An 18321-nucleotide genomic window follows, 5' to 3' on the forward strand; every position below is an offset into this window, starting at 1 on the left:
GGTCGCCAGGTTTCGGCCTGGCCGTGTGAAGGGTGTACTTCATGTCTCACCTTCGTCAGAGGTGGGGCATAGGCGCGGCAGTGGTCCTCGCCGCCGCCTTGCTCCCGGGTGCAGCTGCGGCGACCAGCGCGTCTGCTGCCACCACCGCTCACGTCGCCGCGGCGGCGGCGCCGCCGACCAAGAAACACCAGTCCCCTGACTCGGGTCCCGCGGTCTACCACGACCTGTCGCCCACGCAGCAGCTTGACTCGCTGTCCGACCGGATCATGTACCGGCTGGCGTACCGCAACTTCGGCGACCACGTGGGCTCGACGTCGCCGACCAACGGCGACTCCTCGATCGCCCAGACCTTCACAGCCGGCGGCGGCGGAACGCTGTCGTTCTGGTACAACCTGACCTGCCCGGACACCCTGACCTACGACTGGGCCACGGCCACGTTGACCGACAACACCGCGGGCACCACCGCCACGGTGCTCGCCAAGACCTGTGTCTCCAGCTCCGGCTGGACCCAGGTCAGCTCATCACTCACCGCGGGGCACAGCTACACGCTGACGTTGACGTCGCATGACGACAACTACAGCAGTGACCCCACCTACACGCTCTACGACGACGTCGTCGTGAGCTGATTCCCCCTCGAACCGGTGCGAGGGCCGGACCACGCCTCGGCCCTCGCACCGCACCACGTACGAACCCCGTGCGACCCCTCTGCCGGGCGCGGATCCGTCCGGCACAAGCATCAGGAGTCAACGTGCGCCACCATCCGTCCCGCCCGCTGCGGCGCAGACTGCTCGCGGTCGTCTCCGCGGTCGGGCTGACGTTCCTCGGCCTCGCGGCCGCCGGTACCCCGGCTTCCGCGGCCACCTCCATCACCAACGGCGGGTTCGAAGCCGGGAACCTGTCCGGCTGGACCACCAGCGGTTCCACATCGGTCACCACCTCCGGTCCGCACTCGGGGACCTACGCCGCGATGGTCGGCTCGGCTTCGCCGGGCAACACGTCGTCGATCTCGCAGTCGTTCACCGCGCCGGCCAGCAGCCCGTCGCTGTCGTTCTGGTACGACGTGTTCTGCACCGACACCGTGACCTACGACTGGGCGACCGCGACGCTGGTGGACACCACCACCAACACCACGACGACGGTGCTGGCCAAGACCTGCACGAACGGGCAGGGCTGGAAGCAGGTCACCAAGACCCTGACACCGAACGACAACTACACGCTGACCCTGACCGACAAGGACGACAACTACCCGGGTGACCCGACGTACACGCTGTACGACGACGTCACCCTGTCCGGCGGCGTGCCGACCAACGACTTCTCGATCAGCGACAGCCCGTCCTCGGCCTCCGTCAACGCGGGATCGTCGGCGACCTCGACCATCTCCACGGCGGTCACCGCGGGATCCGCGCAGTCGGTGACCCTGTCGGCCTCCGGCCTTCCCTCCGGCGCGGCAGCGTCCTTCTCACCGAACCCGATCAACTCCGGCGCGTCCTCGACGATGACGGTCACGACCGCCTCCAGCACGCCGGGCGGCACCTACCCGATCACCGTCACCGGCACCGGCGCCTCGGCGACGCACACGACCTCGTTCACGCTGACGGTCAACGGCACGGGACCGTCGCTGGTCAAGGTGAGCACCGACCCGTTCACCGACACCGACGCCCAGCACGCGACCGAGGTCGAACCGGACACCTACGCGTTCGGGACGACGGTGGTCGCCGCGCACCAGACCGGCCGGGTCTCCGGCGGCGGCTCGTCGGACGTCGGCTGGGAGACCTCCACCGACAGCGGCGCCACCTGGCACAACGGGTTCCTGCCCGGCATCACCGTGAACTCCGGCGGCGGGACGTACTCGCAGGTCTCCGACGCCGCGGTGGCCTACGACGCCAAGCACAACGTCTGGCTGATCTCGACCCTGCCGATCGACTCCTCGGGCGGCGTTCCCGGCGTGTTGGTCAGCCGCTCCACGGACGGCGGGCTCACCTGGGGCAACCCGGTGAACTCGGCCGGGTTCGACGGCTCGGACTACGACAAGAACTGGATCGTCTGCGACAACACGTCCACCAGCCCGCACTACGGGAACTGCTACACCGAGGTCGACATCACCTCCTCCGGCAACTCCGAAGTCATGTCCACCTCCACCGACGGCGGCCTGACCTGGGGCGCCAACGTACACCCGTCCGGCTCCCCGAGCGGTCTGGGCGGCCAGCCGGTCGTGCAGCCCAACGGCAACGTCATCGTCCCCTTCTCCACCAACGGCTCGTCGATCGCCTCGTTCATGTCCACCAACGGCGGCACGTCGTGGAGCTCGGCGGTGACGGTCGCGACGGTCAACGCCCACGCCGTGGCCGGCGGCCTGCGTGACGGCGAAGGTCTGCCGTCGGCGGAGATCGACGCCTCCGGCAAGGTCTACGTGGCCTGGCAGGACTGCCGGTTCCGGTCCGGCTGCCCGGCCAACGACATCGTCTACTCCACCTCGACCAACGGCACCACCTGGTCGGCTGTCACCCGGGTCCCGATCGACGCCACCACCTCCGGCGTCGACCACTTCATCCCCGGCATCGGCGTGGACCGGTCGACCTCCGGCACGACCGCCAAGATCGGGCTCTACTACTACTTCTACTCCAACGCCAACTGCACGGCCTCCACGTGCCAGATGTCCGTCGGCTTCATCTCCTCGGCCGACGGCGGCAGCACTTGGAGCACGGCGCAGACCGTCGCCGGACCGATGACCATGGCGCAGATCGCCGACACCAGCCAGGGCCGCATGGTCGGGGACTACATCTCCTGCTCGGTGCTCAACGGCAAGAGCATCGCGCTCTTCGCCGTCGGCAAGACACCGACCAACGGCCAGGCGTTCGACGAAGGCATGTACACCGTCTCCGGCGGCCTGGCGCTGACCGCCGGAACAACCCCGTCCAGCACAGGACCGGTCTACGGCAAATCTCACGGCGACCCCGGCGCACCGGGGCTGCTCAAGGCCCACTGACCGGTGACATCCAGTGGGGCTCCCGTCGGACCGACGGGAGCCCCACCTCATTCAGTCACCGTTGCCGCAAACGGCGATTACCAGCCCGAGTGGGTTGCAGGGTCGTCGAGGATCTGCCGAACCGGTCGAGGATGCCTGCGCGCCGCCAAGCGGTGGCGTAGACGTAGACCGACTGCCAGGGCGGATAGCAACTGGGCAGTTCCTGCCAGCGCGTTCCCGGCAGGTCGATTCCGATTGATGCCGGCTGCGCACGGCCGCCCCAGGGCTGGCGCCGCCGAGCATCGATCTCAGAGGTCGGCCGTTTCCCCGATCGGAACGATCTCCAGCGGGACCTTCGTCAGCATGTCCGGGCCCAGGAACCGCGTCATCGACTGCTGCCCGATCTCGCTGAGCATCACCTCGTGGATCTGGATCGCCTTCCGGGGGCCGACCTCGTTCATGAAGTCCGCCGCCTCGCCGACCTTCGTCCACGGCCCGCTGGTCGGCAGCAGCAGCGTGTCGACCGGTGCCGGCGGGACGTGATACGCGTCGCCGGGGTGGTAGACACGCTCGTCGACCAGGTAGCCGACGTTCGCCACCCGCGGGATCGCGCGGTGGATGGGGGCGTGCAGTTCGCCGAACACCGCCACGTCGAAACCCGCGGCCGTGAACCGGTCCCCGGCTGCGACAGCGGTGACCTGCCCGCGCCGCGCCTCCCAGCGCCCGACCACGCTCTGGGGCCCGTAGACCCGCAGCTCAGCACGGGCTTCCAGGGCCTTCGCAATCAGCTCCTCGTCGAAGTGGTCGAAGTGCTCGTGGGTGATGAGCACCGCCGCGGCCGCGGCAACCGCCTCGGCGGCGTCCGGGGTGAAGGTGCCCGGGTCGATGACGATCCGGGCCTCGTCCCGTGTCAGGGTCACGCAGGCGTGGGCGTGCTTGGTCAGCTGGATGGTGGGCCGCATGGTCCACTCCTCTCGGTTCAATCTACAGACTGAACTGTACAGTGCACGCTGTAGATCTGCTAACGTGGAGCCATGTCCGACACGTCAGCCAGCCGACCGATGCGTACACCCGCCGCCGCGCCCCCGCCTAGCGCCGGGGAAATCGCCGACCATCTGCGCGCCGCTGTCAGCGCGTTGGTCCGTGGCACGCGCGCGGTCGACCAGCTGGCCCCGGTCCCGGCCTCCGTGCTGGACTTGCTGGACACGCGCGGTCCGATGACCACCGCCGAGCTGGCGGCCGGCCGCCAGGTGCGGCACCAGACGATGGCCGTGACCGTCAAGGAGCTGACCAGTGCCGGACTTCTCGGCGCCGAGACCGATCCGGCCGACGCGCGCAAGAAGATCCTCACCCTGACAACCGCCGGAAAAGCGGCCCTCGATGCGGACCGCCGGAAACGTGTCGCAGTCCTCGCCGAGGCTGTCGATGAAGCGCTGGACGAGGACGAGCGGCGGGATCTGGCCCGCGCCCTGGACCTCATCGACCGGATCACCCACAGCGCCGGCCGCCTCAGTCGATCCCCGCAGGCCAGTCCCGGTCCCATCACCGGAGCCTGGTAGGGAAGGCAGGGGAGAATGTCCGTCGAACCCGAAGCGACCACCATGTCGGCCGCGCAGCGGCCCGGCAAAATCGTTGCCATCGGCCTGAACTACGCCGCGCACGCGGCCCAGGTCGGCCGCACGACCGCCGGCAGACCTCAGATCTTCTTCAAGGCGCCCAGCTCGGTGATCGGCCCCGGCGAGGTGATCGTGCTACCGCCGGAATCAGCGCGGGTGGAGCACGAGGCCGAACTCGGCATCGTCATCGGCCGCCGGATGCGACGAGTGACCGGCGCTGACGCGTTGGCCGGAGTCGCCGGCTACTGCTGCGCCAACGACGTCAGTGCCCGGGACATCCAGCACGCCGAGGGGCTGCCGGACTACGCCAAATCCTTCGACACCTTCTGCCCGCTGGGCCCGGTCGTCCCCGCATCGTCGGTGGACGTCGCCGACCTGGTCGTGGAGTGCCTGGTCAACGGCGAGATCCGGCAGCGCGGACGGACCTCGGACATGCTCTACTCCGTCAGCGACCTGCTCGCCTACATCACCACGGCCATGACGTTGGAGCCCGGCGACGTCGTCCTCACCGGGACGCCGGCCGGTACCGGGCCGTTGGCGGCGGGGGACACCGTCACCGTCCGGATCGGTGGCGTCGGCTCGCTGACCAACCCCGTCGTGGCAGCCACCGAAGCAAGCAGGCCTTCAAGCGCCTGTTAGGCCCTGTATGCGAGTGGGCAGGGCTGCCGGCGGCCTGCCCGGGGCGTGAGCCCAGACACCAGCGGGCGCCAACGTGCCTCGGAGGCCAGGTGAACGTGGCTGGTCGGCCCGTCACGCGGCCGCCCAGCGCGGCAGCCGTAAACCGGGCACGGCGCCGACGTGCAAGCGCCGACGCTCCCCCCGTTTGATCACGGCTGCGCTGATGCGGCGACATGGCCCGAAGGAGGCGATGACTCGCGCGGCTGCGAGGGCTGACGCCCGAGGACGACTTCATCGGCCTCATCGAGGACATGGACCCGCCCGCAACTCGCCGACCCGTACAACGCGGCGGGGGACCAGCTCGCGGGTCAGATCGCGGCGATCGTCATCGGCGGACTGGCCGGCTGGGAACCCGCCGCGGCAGCGGCCGACAGCGGCGCGGCGGTGGCCTCCGCGGCCGGCGGAACGTCCAGCTCGTGGCTGACCAGGCAGCGGGCTCCGACTCAGCTTGCCGTTCAAGGTCAGAAATCGATCAACGCTCTGCTGCTGGTTTCGAAACCAGGTTCAGCCTCTCAGGTCACGTCGTATCCGCTCGGTCCTGAGGCCCCGCCGGTCCAGGCGGCCCTGCTGGTCCCGGGGGTCCTGCCGGCCCGGCGGGCCCTACCGTTCCCCTCGTCGCAGCTTTGGCGGTATTGGACATCGACTTGATGCCCAGATATGCCGTAGTCATGGTCGCGATTGCCGTGAACGCGCTTGTGAGAATTCCCACGATCTCATTGATGCTGGTGTTTTTCGTGTCGTGCAGCCATAGAACGCCGAGTATGGCAGCCAATCCGATCACTGCATCACTCACGCAGATCGCAAACAAGCCGGCCACGGTTCGGGCGTTCTCGACGCCGTTCTCGCTGTCCTTTATCAAGTCGCTCACCTCTGCTCGCGGCATCATTGGCGGGCTTTTTTGCCTCCAGAATGCACTGGGTGCGCATATAAGGCTATGTTCCAGCATGCCATGGACTCGCCTGCCGTGTCGGTGAAGAGGCATGCATTGAATGGGCTGATCGGGTGACACCGATCGACAATGTCGCCGTCGGCGTTAAAAGAACTACGGATGCCTTCGGTCCCTGACCCTGGACGGTGGCTGGACCGCACGGTGAAGCTGGAGCCACGCCAAGAAGCTCTCGCTGGAGGTCCGCACAAGGCTGACCTGCCGCCGGCGCGAACACCGCCCGGCGGCACGGTGCGCGCCCGGTTCGCCCTCCTTGTATTCGAGCTCTTCTCACAACGCAAGCAGGCGTCGCGTCAGATCGGCCCGCGCATCGTCCGGCAGGCTGGCGCCCAGCGCTTCCGTCAGCCGGTCGAGGAACACCGTCGCGGCCTCGGTACGCCGGTCGGCGAGGGCGGTGAAGTCTGGCGGTACCGGCACCGCTTCGGCGAGTTCCTCGCTGGAAAGGATCTGAAAGGTCTGCTCGCCGTCGTGGTGACCGCTTATGGTGGAACACCAGACTTCAATTCTCACGGATGACTGGAAAAAGGACCTGATAGTAAAATCGGTGCCTGCCGGGAGTGGCACGGTGATCGACTTCCCGGCCGCGCTGCCCCCGAGATAGAAGTGGTTTCCCGAGACGGTGGCCATGGCGACCACCGGGTCATTCAACGAATTGCTAGCCTGAACCAGCATGTAGCTGTCGGTACCACAACTGAAGCTGAATTGCATCATATCGTGGGTATCGAGCAGCTTCGCACCGGGAGCGAGCAGCGCCACCCGGCCGGAAGGGCCGTTCAGTGTTCCGCGCACAGTGAGGTTGTCCAGTGCTGCCGTGCCGCCGTTCAGTGTTCCGCGCACAGTGAGGTCGTGCGCGGAGGTCACCGAGTCCGCCGTCAGTGCGCCGCCCACAGTCGCGGCCCCAGATGTGGACAGGCTCGTCGTGGTGACCGCGCCCGTGACGTGTGCGTCGTCGGTGACCTCCAGAAGGCCGTTGAGCGTGGACCGGCCGGAGACTGTCAGTGTCGAAGCGGTCAGCGCCGGGTTCGCCACCGTGACTGAAGTGCTCAGGTAGTGCTCGATCGTTTCGCCGCCGATCTGGAGGCTGGCCCTGAGCACGAAGACTGTGTCGACCGCCAACGGCACGCTTGTGAAGGGTGGCCCTGCGGAGACGTCGACGGGCGGACGGTTGCCGTAGAGGATGTCCAGCTTGCCTCCGATCGAGGACTGCCAGGACAGTACGGCGGGCTGGCCTACCTGGACCTGTGGGACCAGAGGCGCGAAGTCACTGAGGAACCAGTCGTACGGGAACTTCGAGAGCTGGTAGTCGTTGCGGTGCGCGGTGTACGGATCGGTGCCGGTGTGCGACCGCTCGCTCACGCCGAGGATGAACGTGCCGACTTGCGCGTTGACGGCGATGCCGGTCAGCTGCAGAAGCAGCCCGTCGGTGGTGAATTTGGCGTGTTCGGTCTCGGTCGGGATGAAGGTGATCAGGCCGGGATCGCGGGCCTTGAGCCGCCAGGACCGCGGGGAGACGACAGCGGCGATCGTGCCTTCATCTGTGGTCATCTGCTGCGCGTCCGGGCCGATCGGATATTCCACCCGGATCTCGTCGCACCAGATCGGCGCGCCCGTCGTGTTGGAGACCACGATGTTGATCGTGGCCACCCCGGGGCTGACCCCGATCGGGTCGGGTTCGCTGCTGAGCCCATATGTCAGAAGGTTGTTATTGGTGGCGAAGGACTTGATCGGCATGGTGGTGCTCTCGGTTCCGGGTCAGGGCCGCTGCCCGCGGGTGACGCACAGCCACCCGGATCGCAGCGACGGCGGTGTGTCCGGCATTTCCGCGCCGGTGGCCGGAGCGGCGGTCGGATAGGCCTTGACCTTTCCGGCCGAGTCGTTCTCCAGCCAGGACCAGGTGAAGTCCCGACTGGCAGGGACGGGCAGGCGGACAAGCGGCACCGGGCCGGTCGTGTCCAAGATCGTGAGGGTGGGGGAGACCTCGAACAGCAGCGTCATCGCCGCCAGGGCGGGATCGACGAAGGACGCGTCGATGCCGAGGGACGCCACCGGCAGGATGTCGCTGACCACGTGCACCGGCGCGCGCGGGTCTACCAGCATGGTCAGCAGCAGGTCGGCGCCGTTCGCCCGCAGCGAGGGGAAGGTGCCCGGCCCGGCCGTGGCCAGGAAGCCCCCGCCGGTCACGGCGGCCGGCAGTCGGCCGACTGTGCAGTGGGCGTAGTCGGAGCCGGTGAAATAGCCGACCAGTCCGTCGCCGCGCAGGTCTGTGTCACCGATCCGGACCGGGAAGTCCAGGTCGAGCACCGCGGCCGGCGGCTGCTGGAAGGTGAAGCGCCAGGTGGGGTCGGTCAACGCCGGTCCGTCGAGCTCCAGGCCGAGGCGGGCGCGCACCAGCGCCAGCGGCCGTCCGGCCAGCACCGCGGTCGACTGGTCGTCAGGCAGGCCCGAGGGCACGATACTCCACAGGCTCTCGTCGATCGTCTCCAGGATGCCGGGGAACTGCTGGGCGCCGGCCGCGACCATGCCGGCCAGCGTCTGTCCCAGATGCGGATAGGCCGAGGTGAGCGCGGCGACCGTGGGGTATCGGCCTCCCGGGGCCGGCATCCAGGTGACGATCCGGGTGTCGTGGACGTCGACGGTCAGACGCAGTTCGCCCAGCGCCTCGCCAGCCGGGGAGTACGCGGCGAGCGCGGAGTCGAGGTGGTTGAGGATGATCCACCCGCACACCGGGTTGACGCCGTCGTGCAGGCTGAGCACCTTCGAGTCGTCGAGTGCTGAGACGAAGTCGAAGCGCAGGCGGGCCGGCTGGAGCAGACGTGGACGCAGTTGCAGCATCCGGTTCGGCTCATAGGCGGCGGCCGGCTTATCCGGCAGGAGGTCCTCAGCCAGAACCGGCCGGAACGTCGCGGCACTGGAGGAGTCGACGACTTCGAGGGTCTGCCCGAAGGCGTCGACCACGATCAAGTCACTGATGAACGCCAAACCGGAACGCACCGGCTGGAAGGCCGATGGCGGCGGGTCGCGGAATTGCGGGAGCTTCGGGGCGCCCGGCATCGGGTGGTAGGCCGCGGCGGTGCCGACTACGTCAGCCAGGGTCACACCGGGGACGACTTCGGTCATCGGGTCGGGGCCGACCACGGCGACCGGATCACGCAGCGCCAGCTGTTGGTGGAAGCCGTCCAGCGTCTGGGACAGCAGGTCCCAGCCGTCAGCCTGCTCGATGAAGGCCTCGACCTGGGACAGCGGCGCGTGCGGGTCCGCTTTGGCGAACTGCTGTAGACGCGTGCGCATGGTGAAGACGTTCTGCGGGGTCAGCAGCGAGTAACCGGAAAAGGTTTTGTACGACAACTGTTTCTGGCTGTCCATCGCGGCGCCCCGGCCGGTCCACCGGTAGCGGTTTCCGTCGAAGATCCAGTTCGGGTCGGCCGCGGTGCCGAAGTCCACCGGGCAGTAGGAGATCCGCCAGATCAGGAACAGCGGCGACCACGGCTGGCTCCACGCGCCGAGATGAATCGCCGGCGGTGTCCCGCACAATTTCGCCGGGTCGGCCATGGCCGCGGCGATGGCGCCCGCGGCTTCAGGGTCGTGCAGCACCTGCTGCGCGACGGCCGCGGCGTTGTCCGGGTCGACCAGGAAGAACTCTTCGATCAGTCCCTTGACGGCTGTGGCAACGGCCTGCGGGAGGCCGGTCAGCGGGACCGTCGGGACGGTGAGTTCGGCAGCGGTGATCCGGCCGCCGGGGGCGGACGCGAAGGAGACCGCGTCGATGAGGCTCGCGGGCAGGCGGCAGGCCAGTGGTGCGGCCGGGGTCAGCGGCGCCGACGCTTTGGCTCCGGAGACGACGACCACCGGGTTGGCCTGCTGCCAATAGCTCGGCCGCACAGTCGCCCGGAGCACGCGGCCGGACGCCAGCTGGTGCGCCGTGCCGTAGGCGCGGATCGCGTCGGCCAACTGCTCTGCGGTGTCACCGTGGGGGATCGCGCCCGAAGCCGTGCGGACCTTCGCCAGCTGCGCGATCGTCCGGCTCAGCAGGCTGTCCGGGCCGGCGGGGTCGAGCGCGGCCGCGAACTGGGAGTCGCTGCAGCCGGTGGGCATCTGGTTGGCGTTCGCCCACCCCCGCTTCCACGCCATTTCGTACAGCTCCCACTGCAGCGCGGAAAGCTGCCTCGCGGCGTCGTCGAAGAGGCGCTGCGCCTGGTTGAGGTCCACCAGCCAGGACTCGTCGGGCTGTGCGGCGGGCCCGGTTCGGAGCGAGGAGCCCCCTGGCGGCATAGGAGGTGCGTCCGAGATCTCCCACAGCGTCCCGCCGGAGGAGCGCAGGAACGCTGCCTGCTGGGCCTGGGCGCGCAGCAGTTCCGGGCCGTCGGGCTGGTCGAGCGTCGGGAGCAGTCCGTACTGGAACGCCTTGAGGAGCTTGGCGTCCAGGTCGGTACCCCCGTGACCGCTTTCAGCGGCCTGGCGGGCGACCATCGCGGTCAGCGCGTCGACGGAGGTGTCGGCCACGGAGACGCACACGTTCCGCGCGGACGTCGGCCTTTCGCCGGCCGGAGCGGGTCCGTGCGGATCCCAGGCGATACCGCGTACCAGTCCGTGTACCACGCAGACGGCGGACGCGAGTGTGTCGGCTCCGGGGGCTGTCCAGCCGAGGGCGGACAGCGCGGCGGCGAGATTCGGCCCCGCCGTGCGCAGCGCGTCGTCCGCAGGGTTCGAATACCAGCCGGCCACCGCGTACGCCAGTGTGCCGGCGGCGACCCCGGACAGGTCATCGTGGATGGAGAAGACGTCTTCCACGTTCGGCTGGAACGAGGCGAAGGCCGGATTCCCCGGCGCGACCGCGGTGAGGAACAGCTTTCCGGTCCCGGTCTCCGACCAGCCGCCGGTGCTCAGATCGATCTTTCGGCCGATCGCGGTGGGCACCGGCGCCGATGCGGACGGGTCGAGGTATCGCGAGGTGGCGTCCTGGTCCAGGTGGTCGCTTTCGACCACCCAGCCTGCCGCGGTCCGTGCGCCCGCCGGCCCGCTGTAGCGCACGACCAGCCAGCGGTTGGGCACCAGCGGCCAATGCGTGGTCGCCGCCGCGGAATCGTGCGCACCCCGCCGCAGGGCGTCCGGCAGCGTCCACATGAGGTACACCCCGTTGGCCGAGGCGTCGTTACTCCATTGGCCCGACTGGACGTCGAACGGGGATTGTTCGGGCGTGTCGTACTGCTCTATGGCCTCGTAGCTATATGTCCAGCGCCGGTAGTTCAGCTGGCGCGCCGCGTCGTTGATCGCCATCGCCTGGACGGCCATCGGTACCAGCAGGACCGGATCGGTCACGACTCACGCTCCAGGGACAGGGTCTTGTGCGGTGCGAACACGAGTCGCTCAGGTGCCCGCACCAGGAGCACCGCGAAATCGGCCGCACCCAGTCTGGTCACGCCGAGCCGGGTCTTGAGCGCCGCGACCAGCGCGGTGATCGACAGCACCCTGGCGGGTGCGCCGTCCGGCGCCGGACGCAGGTACTGCGTCAGGTCGCCTGTCTCTGGGAAACGCGGTCGCGCGGCCGGGACGCCGACCGGCGGTGTCAGGCTCCTCAGTTCGAGCACGAACCCGTCCTGAGCACCGAACACCAGTCCGTGCGCCGGCTCGGTGAGCCACACTGTGTCCGGCACCGCCGCGAACAGACACAGCAGCACATCCGCGGACAGGCGCTTGACCACGGGCACACCGACCGGCGCCGAACCGGCCTTCGCCGTGACGGTCAGTCCGGGCCAGCCGGAGACCACGGACGAACGCAGCAGCAGGCCTGCGACCGGCGTGCCCTCCTTCTGCGCGTCCGCCACCGTCTTGTCCAGCACCGCGTCGAAAACGCTGAGCACGTAGAGGTCCCGGCTGCTCTCGACCGCGACGCTCAACGCCCCGTCGATCAGCGCGCCGGTCCAGCCGGGATCGACGTGGAAGAAGCGGATCGACTCGACTGGCAGCATCGAGGGGTGCGGCACGAGGTGGGTGAAGGGGACGCCTTCCATCCGGGCCAGCGCCGCCACCCGGGTTCCCACCGGCGCCAGACTTCCATCGGCCGCGTCCGTGCCGGCCTGCGCGATCAGGGCGAGCCCGGCCGGAGTGCCGAGAAACGCGGTGACCTGCGACCTCGGCGACAGCCCCGGCGCGGGCGGCGGCGGGGCCACGGTCGGCGCGTTCGCCCCGGTCGCCGCGTCCAGGGCGAGCACGGCGGTGTGCACCGTGTCCCCGAGGCCGGCCGCGACCAGGTTTCCGAACCGCCGGGTGACGGGGTTCGCCGTGACCAGCGTGGCCGGACCGGACAGGGTGTCACCGAGCGCCGCGATCCGACTCAGGGCCAAGTCGACGAGCTGATGAACGCGGCGGCGGAACTGGTAGAGCGCGGTGGCGAAGGCGCGGTCGGCCAGGCCGGCGGTCCGGCCCAGCGTCCACGCCGCGGCGTAGCTGAGGTCGAACACGCCGTTCTGCTCGATGAAGACCGTCGCCTGGTCTGCGCTGGTGTAGCGGCCCGGCTCGGGTTTGGCCGGCAGCGGCTGCGCCACCTCCGGAGTCCAGGGGCCGCGGTACCAGGCGAAGGTCTGTTCTCCGGTCGCGGTGGCGTAGTCCAGCGGGACATATCCGGCGGCGATCCGGTCCTGAGCTTCCTGCTGGGCCGGCGTTCGAGGGGCGGGCAGCTTGGGAACCGGGGCGCGCAACAGCAGTGCCCGCGGATCCCCGTGGGCGGAATCGACCAAGTCGCCCATCAGAGCGGCGAAGGTACCGCCCGCAGCCTTCGCACTGACGAAGGACCATGAGGCCAATGAGACGAGAGCCACGTCCCGGGGCCCGCCGGAGAGCTTGTGCCCGAAGTCCGGATGGCCCGTCAGCAGCGCGCCGTGCCCTTCCAACGACACCAGGTGTACCCGGTTGCGGGTGCCGCTGGTGCCCGGCGCTGCGGTCGAGTCCGGAAAGCGGGAGGCCACCACGACCGCGAAGGTGCCGACCTCGGTGCTGCCGCCGTCCTGTCCGCTCAGGTTCGCACTGCGTACGTGCGCCAGATACGGCAATTCGGCGGCCGTCGGGATCACGGCCTGGAAGACGTCGGCCGAGAGCACCAGCGCCGTGGTGGCCGAGGCCGCGATGGCCGCGGGCAGCGCAGTCGGGTCCAGATCGGGCTTGATCACGTTCGGGTCCGGACGCAACAGCGCCGCCGGAGTCGTCACGGTGGTCGAGACGATCTCCGCGTCGGTCAGTACCAACAACGCGAACCAGGGCGTGCGCATATCGGTTCCGGGGATGTCGCGTTCCCACGGCAGCGTCGGCTCGGTCAGCACGATGTGCGCCAGTACCTCGGAGTAGTCCCCAGCGGTGTCCGCCGGCGGGTAGAGCGAGGCGGTCTCGCCGGGATCCAGCGCGAACTGCGGAGCGCGCACCTCGAAGTCCTGGACGGCCGGCTTCGTGAAATACCCGTCGGTCGCGGCGCTCAGATCCTGGTGCGCCGTGATCTGGTAGACGCCGGCGGGGAACGCGGGCACATCGTCGTCGTGGAAGGCCAGCTGGCCGGGGGCGAGGTCGGGCAGATCGGTCACGGGGCGGCCACGAGGAGCGGTTCGTCGGTGAACAGGGAGCCGGCCTGGCCGGCGAACTGGGTCATCGGCGCGTTCGCGGCCAGCCGATAGCCGAGGGTGGCCAGTACGCCGAACAGCTCGCCGCGGGCCGTGGCCACGGTCTCGGACGCGATGCCGGCGACGATGGCGCGCACGGTCTGCCGCCCGGCCGTCGGCACCGGTCCGGCCGCCGGCGAGTGGGCGAGCACCGGAACGTTCGTGGTCTGCGGCAGCGGGTCGTAGCCGAGCGAGTCGGCGAGCGAGATGACGCCGGGGGTCGGGGCGATGGCGGGCGGGGTGACGGCGATGTCCATGCCGACCAGCAGTCCGGGCACCAGCTGCTGATCCGCTGGAACCAGTGCCTTGCCGGAGCCGGTTCCCCACAAGGCTTTCGGCCCCGCGGCGGTGGCCGCGGTCGCCGTGCAGGGCGCAGGGAACGCCTTGCCGTTGCGTGTGATCGACAGGACGTGCGGCGAGCTGGCGCCTGTCAGCTGCATGGGCAGGATGTCGACGCCGGTCCTCTCCGCAATCGCCGCTGCCCCACCGAAGCTGAGCGAGGTGGCCGGCACCGCGCAGCGGCTGCTGAAGGCGAAAGAGCCGGAGCGCACGATCCAGGTCGTCGTCCCGTTCGGGGCCCTCTCCTGGCCGGTCATGCCGGCCGTCGCGGTCAAGGTGATCGGGGCGGAGGGCAACAGGCCCTTGAAGTCGGGCCACTCCAGCGGCCTCGGGTCGTCGCTGGGCCCGGCGCCGAAGGCCACCGTGAACGACAGGATCCAGATGTGCACCGTCGCGGTCCCGCCGGTCGGCGGGCCCCACAGGTCCACCTCGGCCCCGAGCTCCACGGTCAGCGTCTTCGAGCACACGCCGAGGTCGAGCCGATAAGAGGCGCCGATGCTCACCCCGATCCCGGCCCGGAAGTGGAACGGCTGCCACCAGGCGATCACGTCGGCGTGCGCGGTGAGCCAAGCGGTGAGGTTGCCGTCGTGGAAGTTCACCGACAGCGCTCCGCCGGCCATCACCGCCGCGGGGGTCAGCGCGAAGTACGCGTTTCCCGAGACCGTGGCCTTCGAGCTGACGTTCCAGGTGAAGCCCACCCGCGATTCGAGCGGGTACCAGGCCGGGGCGGTGTAGTAGGGACTGTATCCACCGACAGTCAGCACGAAGTCGCCCTGGTGAGGGTTCTGCCCGAACCAGAAACAGAACGCGAAACCGCCAGTGAGCCGGCAGGCCGGGTCCAGCAGGTACGACTGCGGGGTCAGCAGTGCCGTGGCCGCGAACGAGCCTTCGTATACGCGGACCACGACCTGCAGCTCCAACTGGATCTGCGCGTAGGTCACCGGACCGGTCCGCGGGAAGCGGGCGGTGGACAGGCCCAGCAGGGCCACGGTGAGGTCCGTGCTGCCGAGCTCGGCGATCAGCAGGGCTTGGGAGCAGACCAGTTCGAATGAGGTGAAGGTGACTCCGGCGGCGACCCAGATCGCCCCGGCCGCAGGGGTGATCCAGGGTTCTGTTCCGCCGGTGAGCACGCTGAGTGCCGTGAGCGGGTCGGTCGCCCCCTGCAGGCCCGCCGCGCCGGTCGAGCCGGCGACCAGCGGGAAGGAGACCACTTGGTCCTGGGTCGGGATGCGCAGCGCCGAGTTGTAGCCGAAACCGCCTGCCAGTCCGGTGACGAAGAAGAACGGTGGTCCGCCGAGCGGCGCATTGAGCCGGGCGAAGACGAACATGCTCGGCACCCTGTCGAGGTCGGCGAAGGCACCGATCGCGGCCAGCTGGAGGTCTGGCAGCGAGACGGTCACGCCGCCGCCGTACTCCCATGTGGTGCCCTTCGGCGGCGGCACGATCTTCTCGAAGGCTCCCCCGATCGCGAGCGGCGCCTGGGTGTAGCCGATGCCCAGTCCGTCCAGACCCAGCACCGGGCAGAAGTCGGAGACGGGCGAGGTCACCGACAGGCCGAGCAGGGTGATGCTCAGGCCGCCTACCGTGAGCGTGGCGTCGAGCAGCAGGGTGAGGGCGCCGGCGAGGTAGCGGGCGCCGACCCGCTGGAGCGTGAGCGGCCCGACCGTACGCTGCACGGTGAACCAGGTGGTGCCGTCCGTGGCCGCCGGGGGCGTGGCGGTGACCGGCGAACCGGCCGGCGGGGGCGGCGCGACGGTGTTCGAACCCGTACTCTTCGGCGCGCCCATACCGATGCTCAGCGGGAGCTGGGTGCCGGCCAGGTCGATGGTGACGCAAAGCGCGATCCTGTCGGCGGTTCCCGCGCTCGGTGGCGCCGGGTATCCCTGCGGGATCAGCGGGCGCAGGGCGTCCGCGATCGGCTTGGTCAACGGTTGAGACGACAGCACCACGTGCACGTCGCCGATCGCGAGCACCTTCGCCAGCGCCTCGCCGACCACCGGCAGGCCGCCGAGGCCGACGTGCCCGACCGACAGGCCGAAGAAGTACTCGGTGTCCTGGCCGACCGGGACGGCCGCGAAGATCGCCTTGCCGTGGGAGGTCGACTCGGCCGTGATGACGAACGCCTTCGTGGTGATGTCGTACGTGAACGACGCATTGATCAGCCTCAGGTCGAGCTCTGGCGGGAGGGCGGGCGGGGTGAACCCGAGCCCTGCGATGACCGCGGTGATGCCGAGTCCTGCCGCGCCCTCGACGGCCGACCACGTGCCGGTCAGCACACTCGTCTGCGCGCTGGAGCTGAAATCGACCTCGAAGGCCTCGTCGCCGACGAACAGCATGCCGGTGAAGTGTGTGCGGTCGGCGGAGTGCCGGACTGAGACGCCGAGCGAGCAGGCGGCATCGGCCACCTCGAACGAAGCCAGCCCGGTGAACTCCAGGCTGCCGGCGGTGTCATAAAAGATGTTGAGGTTCTCCACCATCAGCCCGGCCGGGGCGTTCGACGCCGGGAAGTCCAGACCCAGATCCCGGGCCAGGCCAGACGCGAGCGCGGGCACATCGAGGGTGATCGGGGCCCGGGTGCCACCGGCGAAAGACCAGCTCGAGGTGGCGGCGACGTACGTCGCGGTGGCCCACAGCTGCTGTCCGGCCAGGGTGAACAGGCCGGTGATCTCGCCGCTCAGAGCCTTGTCATAGGTCAGGCCGAGGTCGATTTCGGTGAGGGCGAAGGTCTTGCCGCCGAGGGTGAAGCTCCATGAGTCGGTGACGCTGGCCTGGACGGTGTAGACCCTCCCGGGGACGTCGCCGTGCACGGCCAGCCGGGAGCAGGTGACCTGCGGCATGCCGATCGATGCGCCGGCGATGTGTTGGATGATCTGCTTGATGTCGAGACTGGTGTCCTCGGCGAGTTCAAGGTCGAAGGTGAGGTCGGGCAGGCTGATCTCGGCGTCCAGCGTCCCGCCGGCCACGGCCGCCCGGGCCTCGACGGTGGTGATCATCTCCGCGAGCGCGGGCAGATAGGTGAAGGTGACGGCCATGCCGTGGAACGCGACCAGCTCGTCGAACACCTTCCAGCCGGCCGGATCGGGGTCGACCAGTCCGACCGTCGCGCTCACGCTGACCAGCTGCTGGGACAACGACGGGGCGAAGGTCACCGAGACGTCTTCGAGCACGATGTCGTCGAGGACCGGGAAGCCGCCGGTGGTCGGAATCTGGCCCGCGACGTCGTGCCCGCTGACCAGCGAGGCGAGCTCGGTGAGCGCGATGGGGGCCTTGGCCGGCAGGTTCGAGCCGAGCGTCAGCGTTCCGGCGCTGCACGGCAGGGTGCGCAGACGCAAAGGCAACCTGATCACGTGGGGGCTGCCCGGACCGCCGACATCCTTGTCGATCTCGGCGTCGAATTGCAGGACGCTGGCGACGTGCACGGGCAGGGTGCCGTCCGCCGGCTGCAGCGCGGCCGCGACCACGGCGACCCGGAACGGCACGTCGTACCCCGCGATGCTGAACGGGTGCGTGGACGGCCTCGTGGCCAGACATGTGGTGACCGCCGAAGGCAGGAGGGCGATCTCGCCGGATACGTCCCAGGTGGTGCCGCCGGCCAGCGCGCCGAGGCCCGCGGGCGGGGACTGCAGGGCGACCTCGGCATGCAGTGACAGGCCTCTGACGAGCTTCGCGGACGTGGTCGAGGTGAAGGCGGGAAAGCCGAACACGGCCGGGTGATCCACGGGCAGCGCATCCGGATTCTGGGAGTCCAGAACCAGTCGCGGCCTGCTGTAAGTGAAGGAATCGGTGATCGAGCCGGCCAGAGACGGGAAGCTCGCAGAGGGCCGCCAGTCGGCCGGAAGGCCGGAGAGTTCGACTCGGACTTGGGCCAACCCGCCGACAACCGTGAACACCGCCGTGGCCGTCAGATCCGGCAGCCCGTGCAACGGGACGGCGAGCGTCCCGGACACGGTGATCGACTCCCCCGTCTGCTCGGCCGGCGGGGTGTCGGCCAGTTGTAGCCGGTCGGAGCCGAGGTGGCCGGTGAGCAGGCGGCTGACAGGCGGCGACTGCAGTTCGACGCCGCTGATGCGGAATGGCGGGTTGCGCAACGCGGTCTCGACCAGCTGGACGACAGTGGCGATGTCCATAGGCGCG

At 69.4% G+C, this 18321-nt stretch carries 10 protein-coding genes; 5 read left to right on the plus strand and 5 right to left on the minus strand.

Annotated elements, in window-relative coordinates; all coding sequences use genetic code 11:
* Positions 1-41 precede the first annotated feature (41 nt).
* Positions 42-626: a hypothetical protein gene (locus tag ABD466_RS05540; RefSeq protein WP_344655834.1), complete on the plus strand. Its 585-nt coding sequence runs from the start codon at positions 42-44 to the stop codon at positions 624-626.
* Between the two features lie 122 nt (positions 627-748).
* The gene (locus tag ABD466_RS05545; RefSeq protein ID WP_344655835.1) at positions 749-2986 is read left to right on the plus strand and encodes a hypothetical protein; all 2238 of its coding nucleotides are present in this window, start codon (positions 749-751) and stop codon (positions 2984-2986) included.
* Between the two features lie 287 nt (positions 2987-3273).
* Here ABD466_RS05545 and ABD466_RS05550 read toward each other — a convergent pair whose 3' ends face one another.
* A complete protein-coding gene (locus ABD466_RS05550) occupies positions 3274-3915 on the minus strand; it encodes an MBL fold metallo-hydrolase (RefSeq protein WP_344655948.1) in 642 nt (213 codons plus the stop codon).
* Positions 3916-3999: 84 nt separating this feature from the next.
* On the opposite strand from ABD466_RS05550, the gene ABD466_RS05555 reads away from it, so the two are divergent.
* The 3 genes from ABD466_RS05555 to ABD466_RS05565 all read left to right on the plus strand — a co-directional run bounded on the left by ABD466_RS05555 (position 4000) and on the right by ABD466_RS05565 (position 6233).
* The gene (locus ABD466_RS05555) at positions 4000-4524 is read left to right on the plus strand and encodes a MarR family winged helix-turn-helix transcriptional regulator (RefSeq protein ID WP_344655836.1); all 525 of its coding nucleotides are present in this window, start codon (positions 4000-4002) and stop codon (positions 4522-4524) included.
* Between the two features lie 15 nt (positions 4525-4539).
* Positions 4540-5220, plus strand: coding sequence for a fumarylacetoacetate hydrolase family protein (locus tag ABD466_RS05560; protein ID WP_344655837.1), 681 nt, complete (start codon positions 4540-4542; stop codon positions 5218-5220).
* A gap of 707 nt (positions 5221-5927) precedes the next feature.
* A complete protein-coding gene (locus ABD466_RS05565) occupies positions 5928-6233 on the plus strand; it encodes a hypothetical protein (protein WP_344655838.1) in 306 nt (101 codons plus the stop codon).
* 242 nt (positions 6234-6475) lie between these two features.
* Here the strand turns inward: ABD466_RS05565 and ABD466_RS05570 are convergent, their stop codons facing one another.
* The 4 genes from ABD466_RS05570 to ABD466_RS05585 are packed head-to-tail and all read right to left on the minus strand — an operon-like array spanning position 6476 to position 18314.
* Positions 6476-7936, minus strand: coding sequence for a hypothetical protein (locus tag ABD466_RS05570; RefSeq protein ID WP_344655839.1), 1461 nt, complete (start codon positions 7934-7936; stop codon positions 6476-6478).
* A gap of 21 nt (positions 7937-7957) precedes the next feature.
* Positions 7958-11521: a hypothetical protein gene (locus ABD466_RS05575; RefSeq protein WP_344655840.1), complete on the minus strand. Its 3564-nt coding sequence runs from the start codon at positions 11519-11521 to the stop codon at positions 7958-7960.
* On the minus strand, positions 11518-13773 hold the full coding sequence (locus tag ABD466_RS05580) for a hypothetical protein (protein ID WP_344655841.1): 2256 nt from the start codon (positions 13771-13773) through the stop codon (positions 11518-11520). The genes ABD466_RS05575 and ABD466_RS05580 overlap by 4 nt, the downstream gene beginning before the upstream one ends.
* Positions 13770-18314, minus strand: coding sequence for a DUF6603 domain-containing protein (locus ABD466_RS05585; protein WP_344655842.1), 4545 nt, complete (start codon positions 18312-18314; stop codon positions 13770-13772). The genes ABD466_RS05580 and ABD466_RS05585 overlap by 4 nt, the downstream gene beginning before the upstream one ends.
* Positions 18315-18321: the final 7 nt, after the last annotated feature.

This window comes from Catenulispora subtropica, assembly GCF_039531675.1.
GTDB classification, from domain to species: Bacteria; Actinomycetota; Actinomycetes; order Streptomycetales; family Catenulisporaceae; genus Catenulispora; species Catenulispora subtropica.

Coding starts and splice junctions, on each gene's coding strand:
- ABD466_RS05540 (WP_344655834.1), top strand. CDS start 42: ATGTCTCACCTTCGTCAGAGGTGGGGCATAGGCGCGGCAGTGGTCCTC.
- ABD466_RS05555 (WP_344655836.1), top strand. CDS start 4,000: ATGTCCGACACGTCAGCCAGCCGACCGATGCGTACACCCGCCGCCGCG.
- ABD466_RS05560 (WP_344655837.1), top strand. CDS start 4,540: ATGTCCGTCGAACCCGAAGCGACCACCATGTCGGCCGCGCAGCGGCCC.
- ABD466_RS05565 (WP_344655838.1), top strand. CDS start 5,928: ATGGTCGCGATTGCCGTGAACGCGCTTGTGAGAATTCCCACGATCTCA.
- ABD466_RS05570 (WP_344655839.1), bottom strand. CDS start 7,936: ATGCCGATCAAGTCCTTCGCCACCAATAACAACCTTCTGACATATGGG.
- ABD466_RS05585 (WP_344655842.1), bottom strand. CDS start 18,314: ATGGACATCGCCACTGTCGTCCAGCTGGTCGAGACCGCGTTGCGCAAC.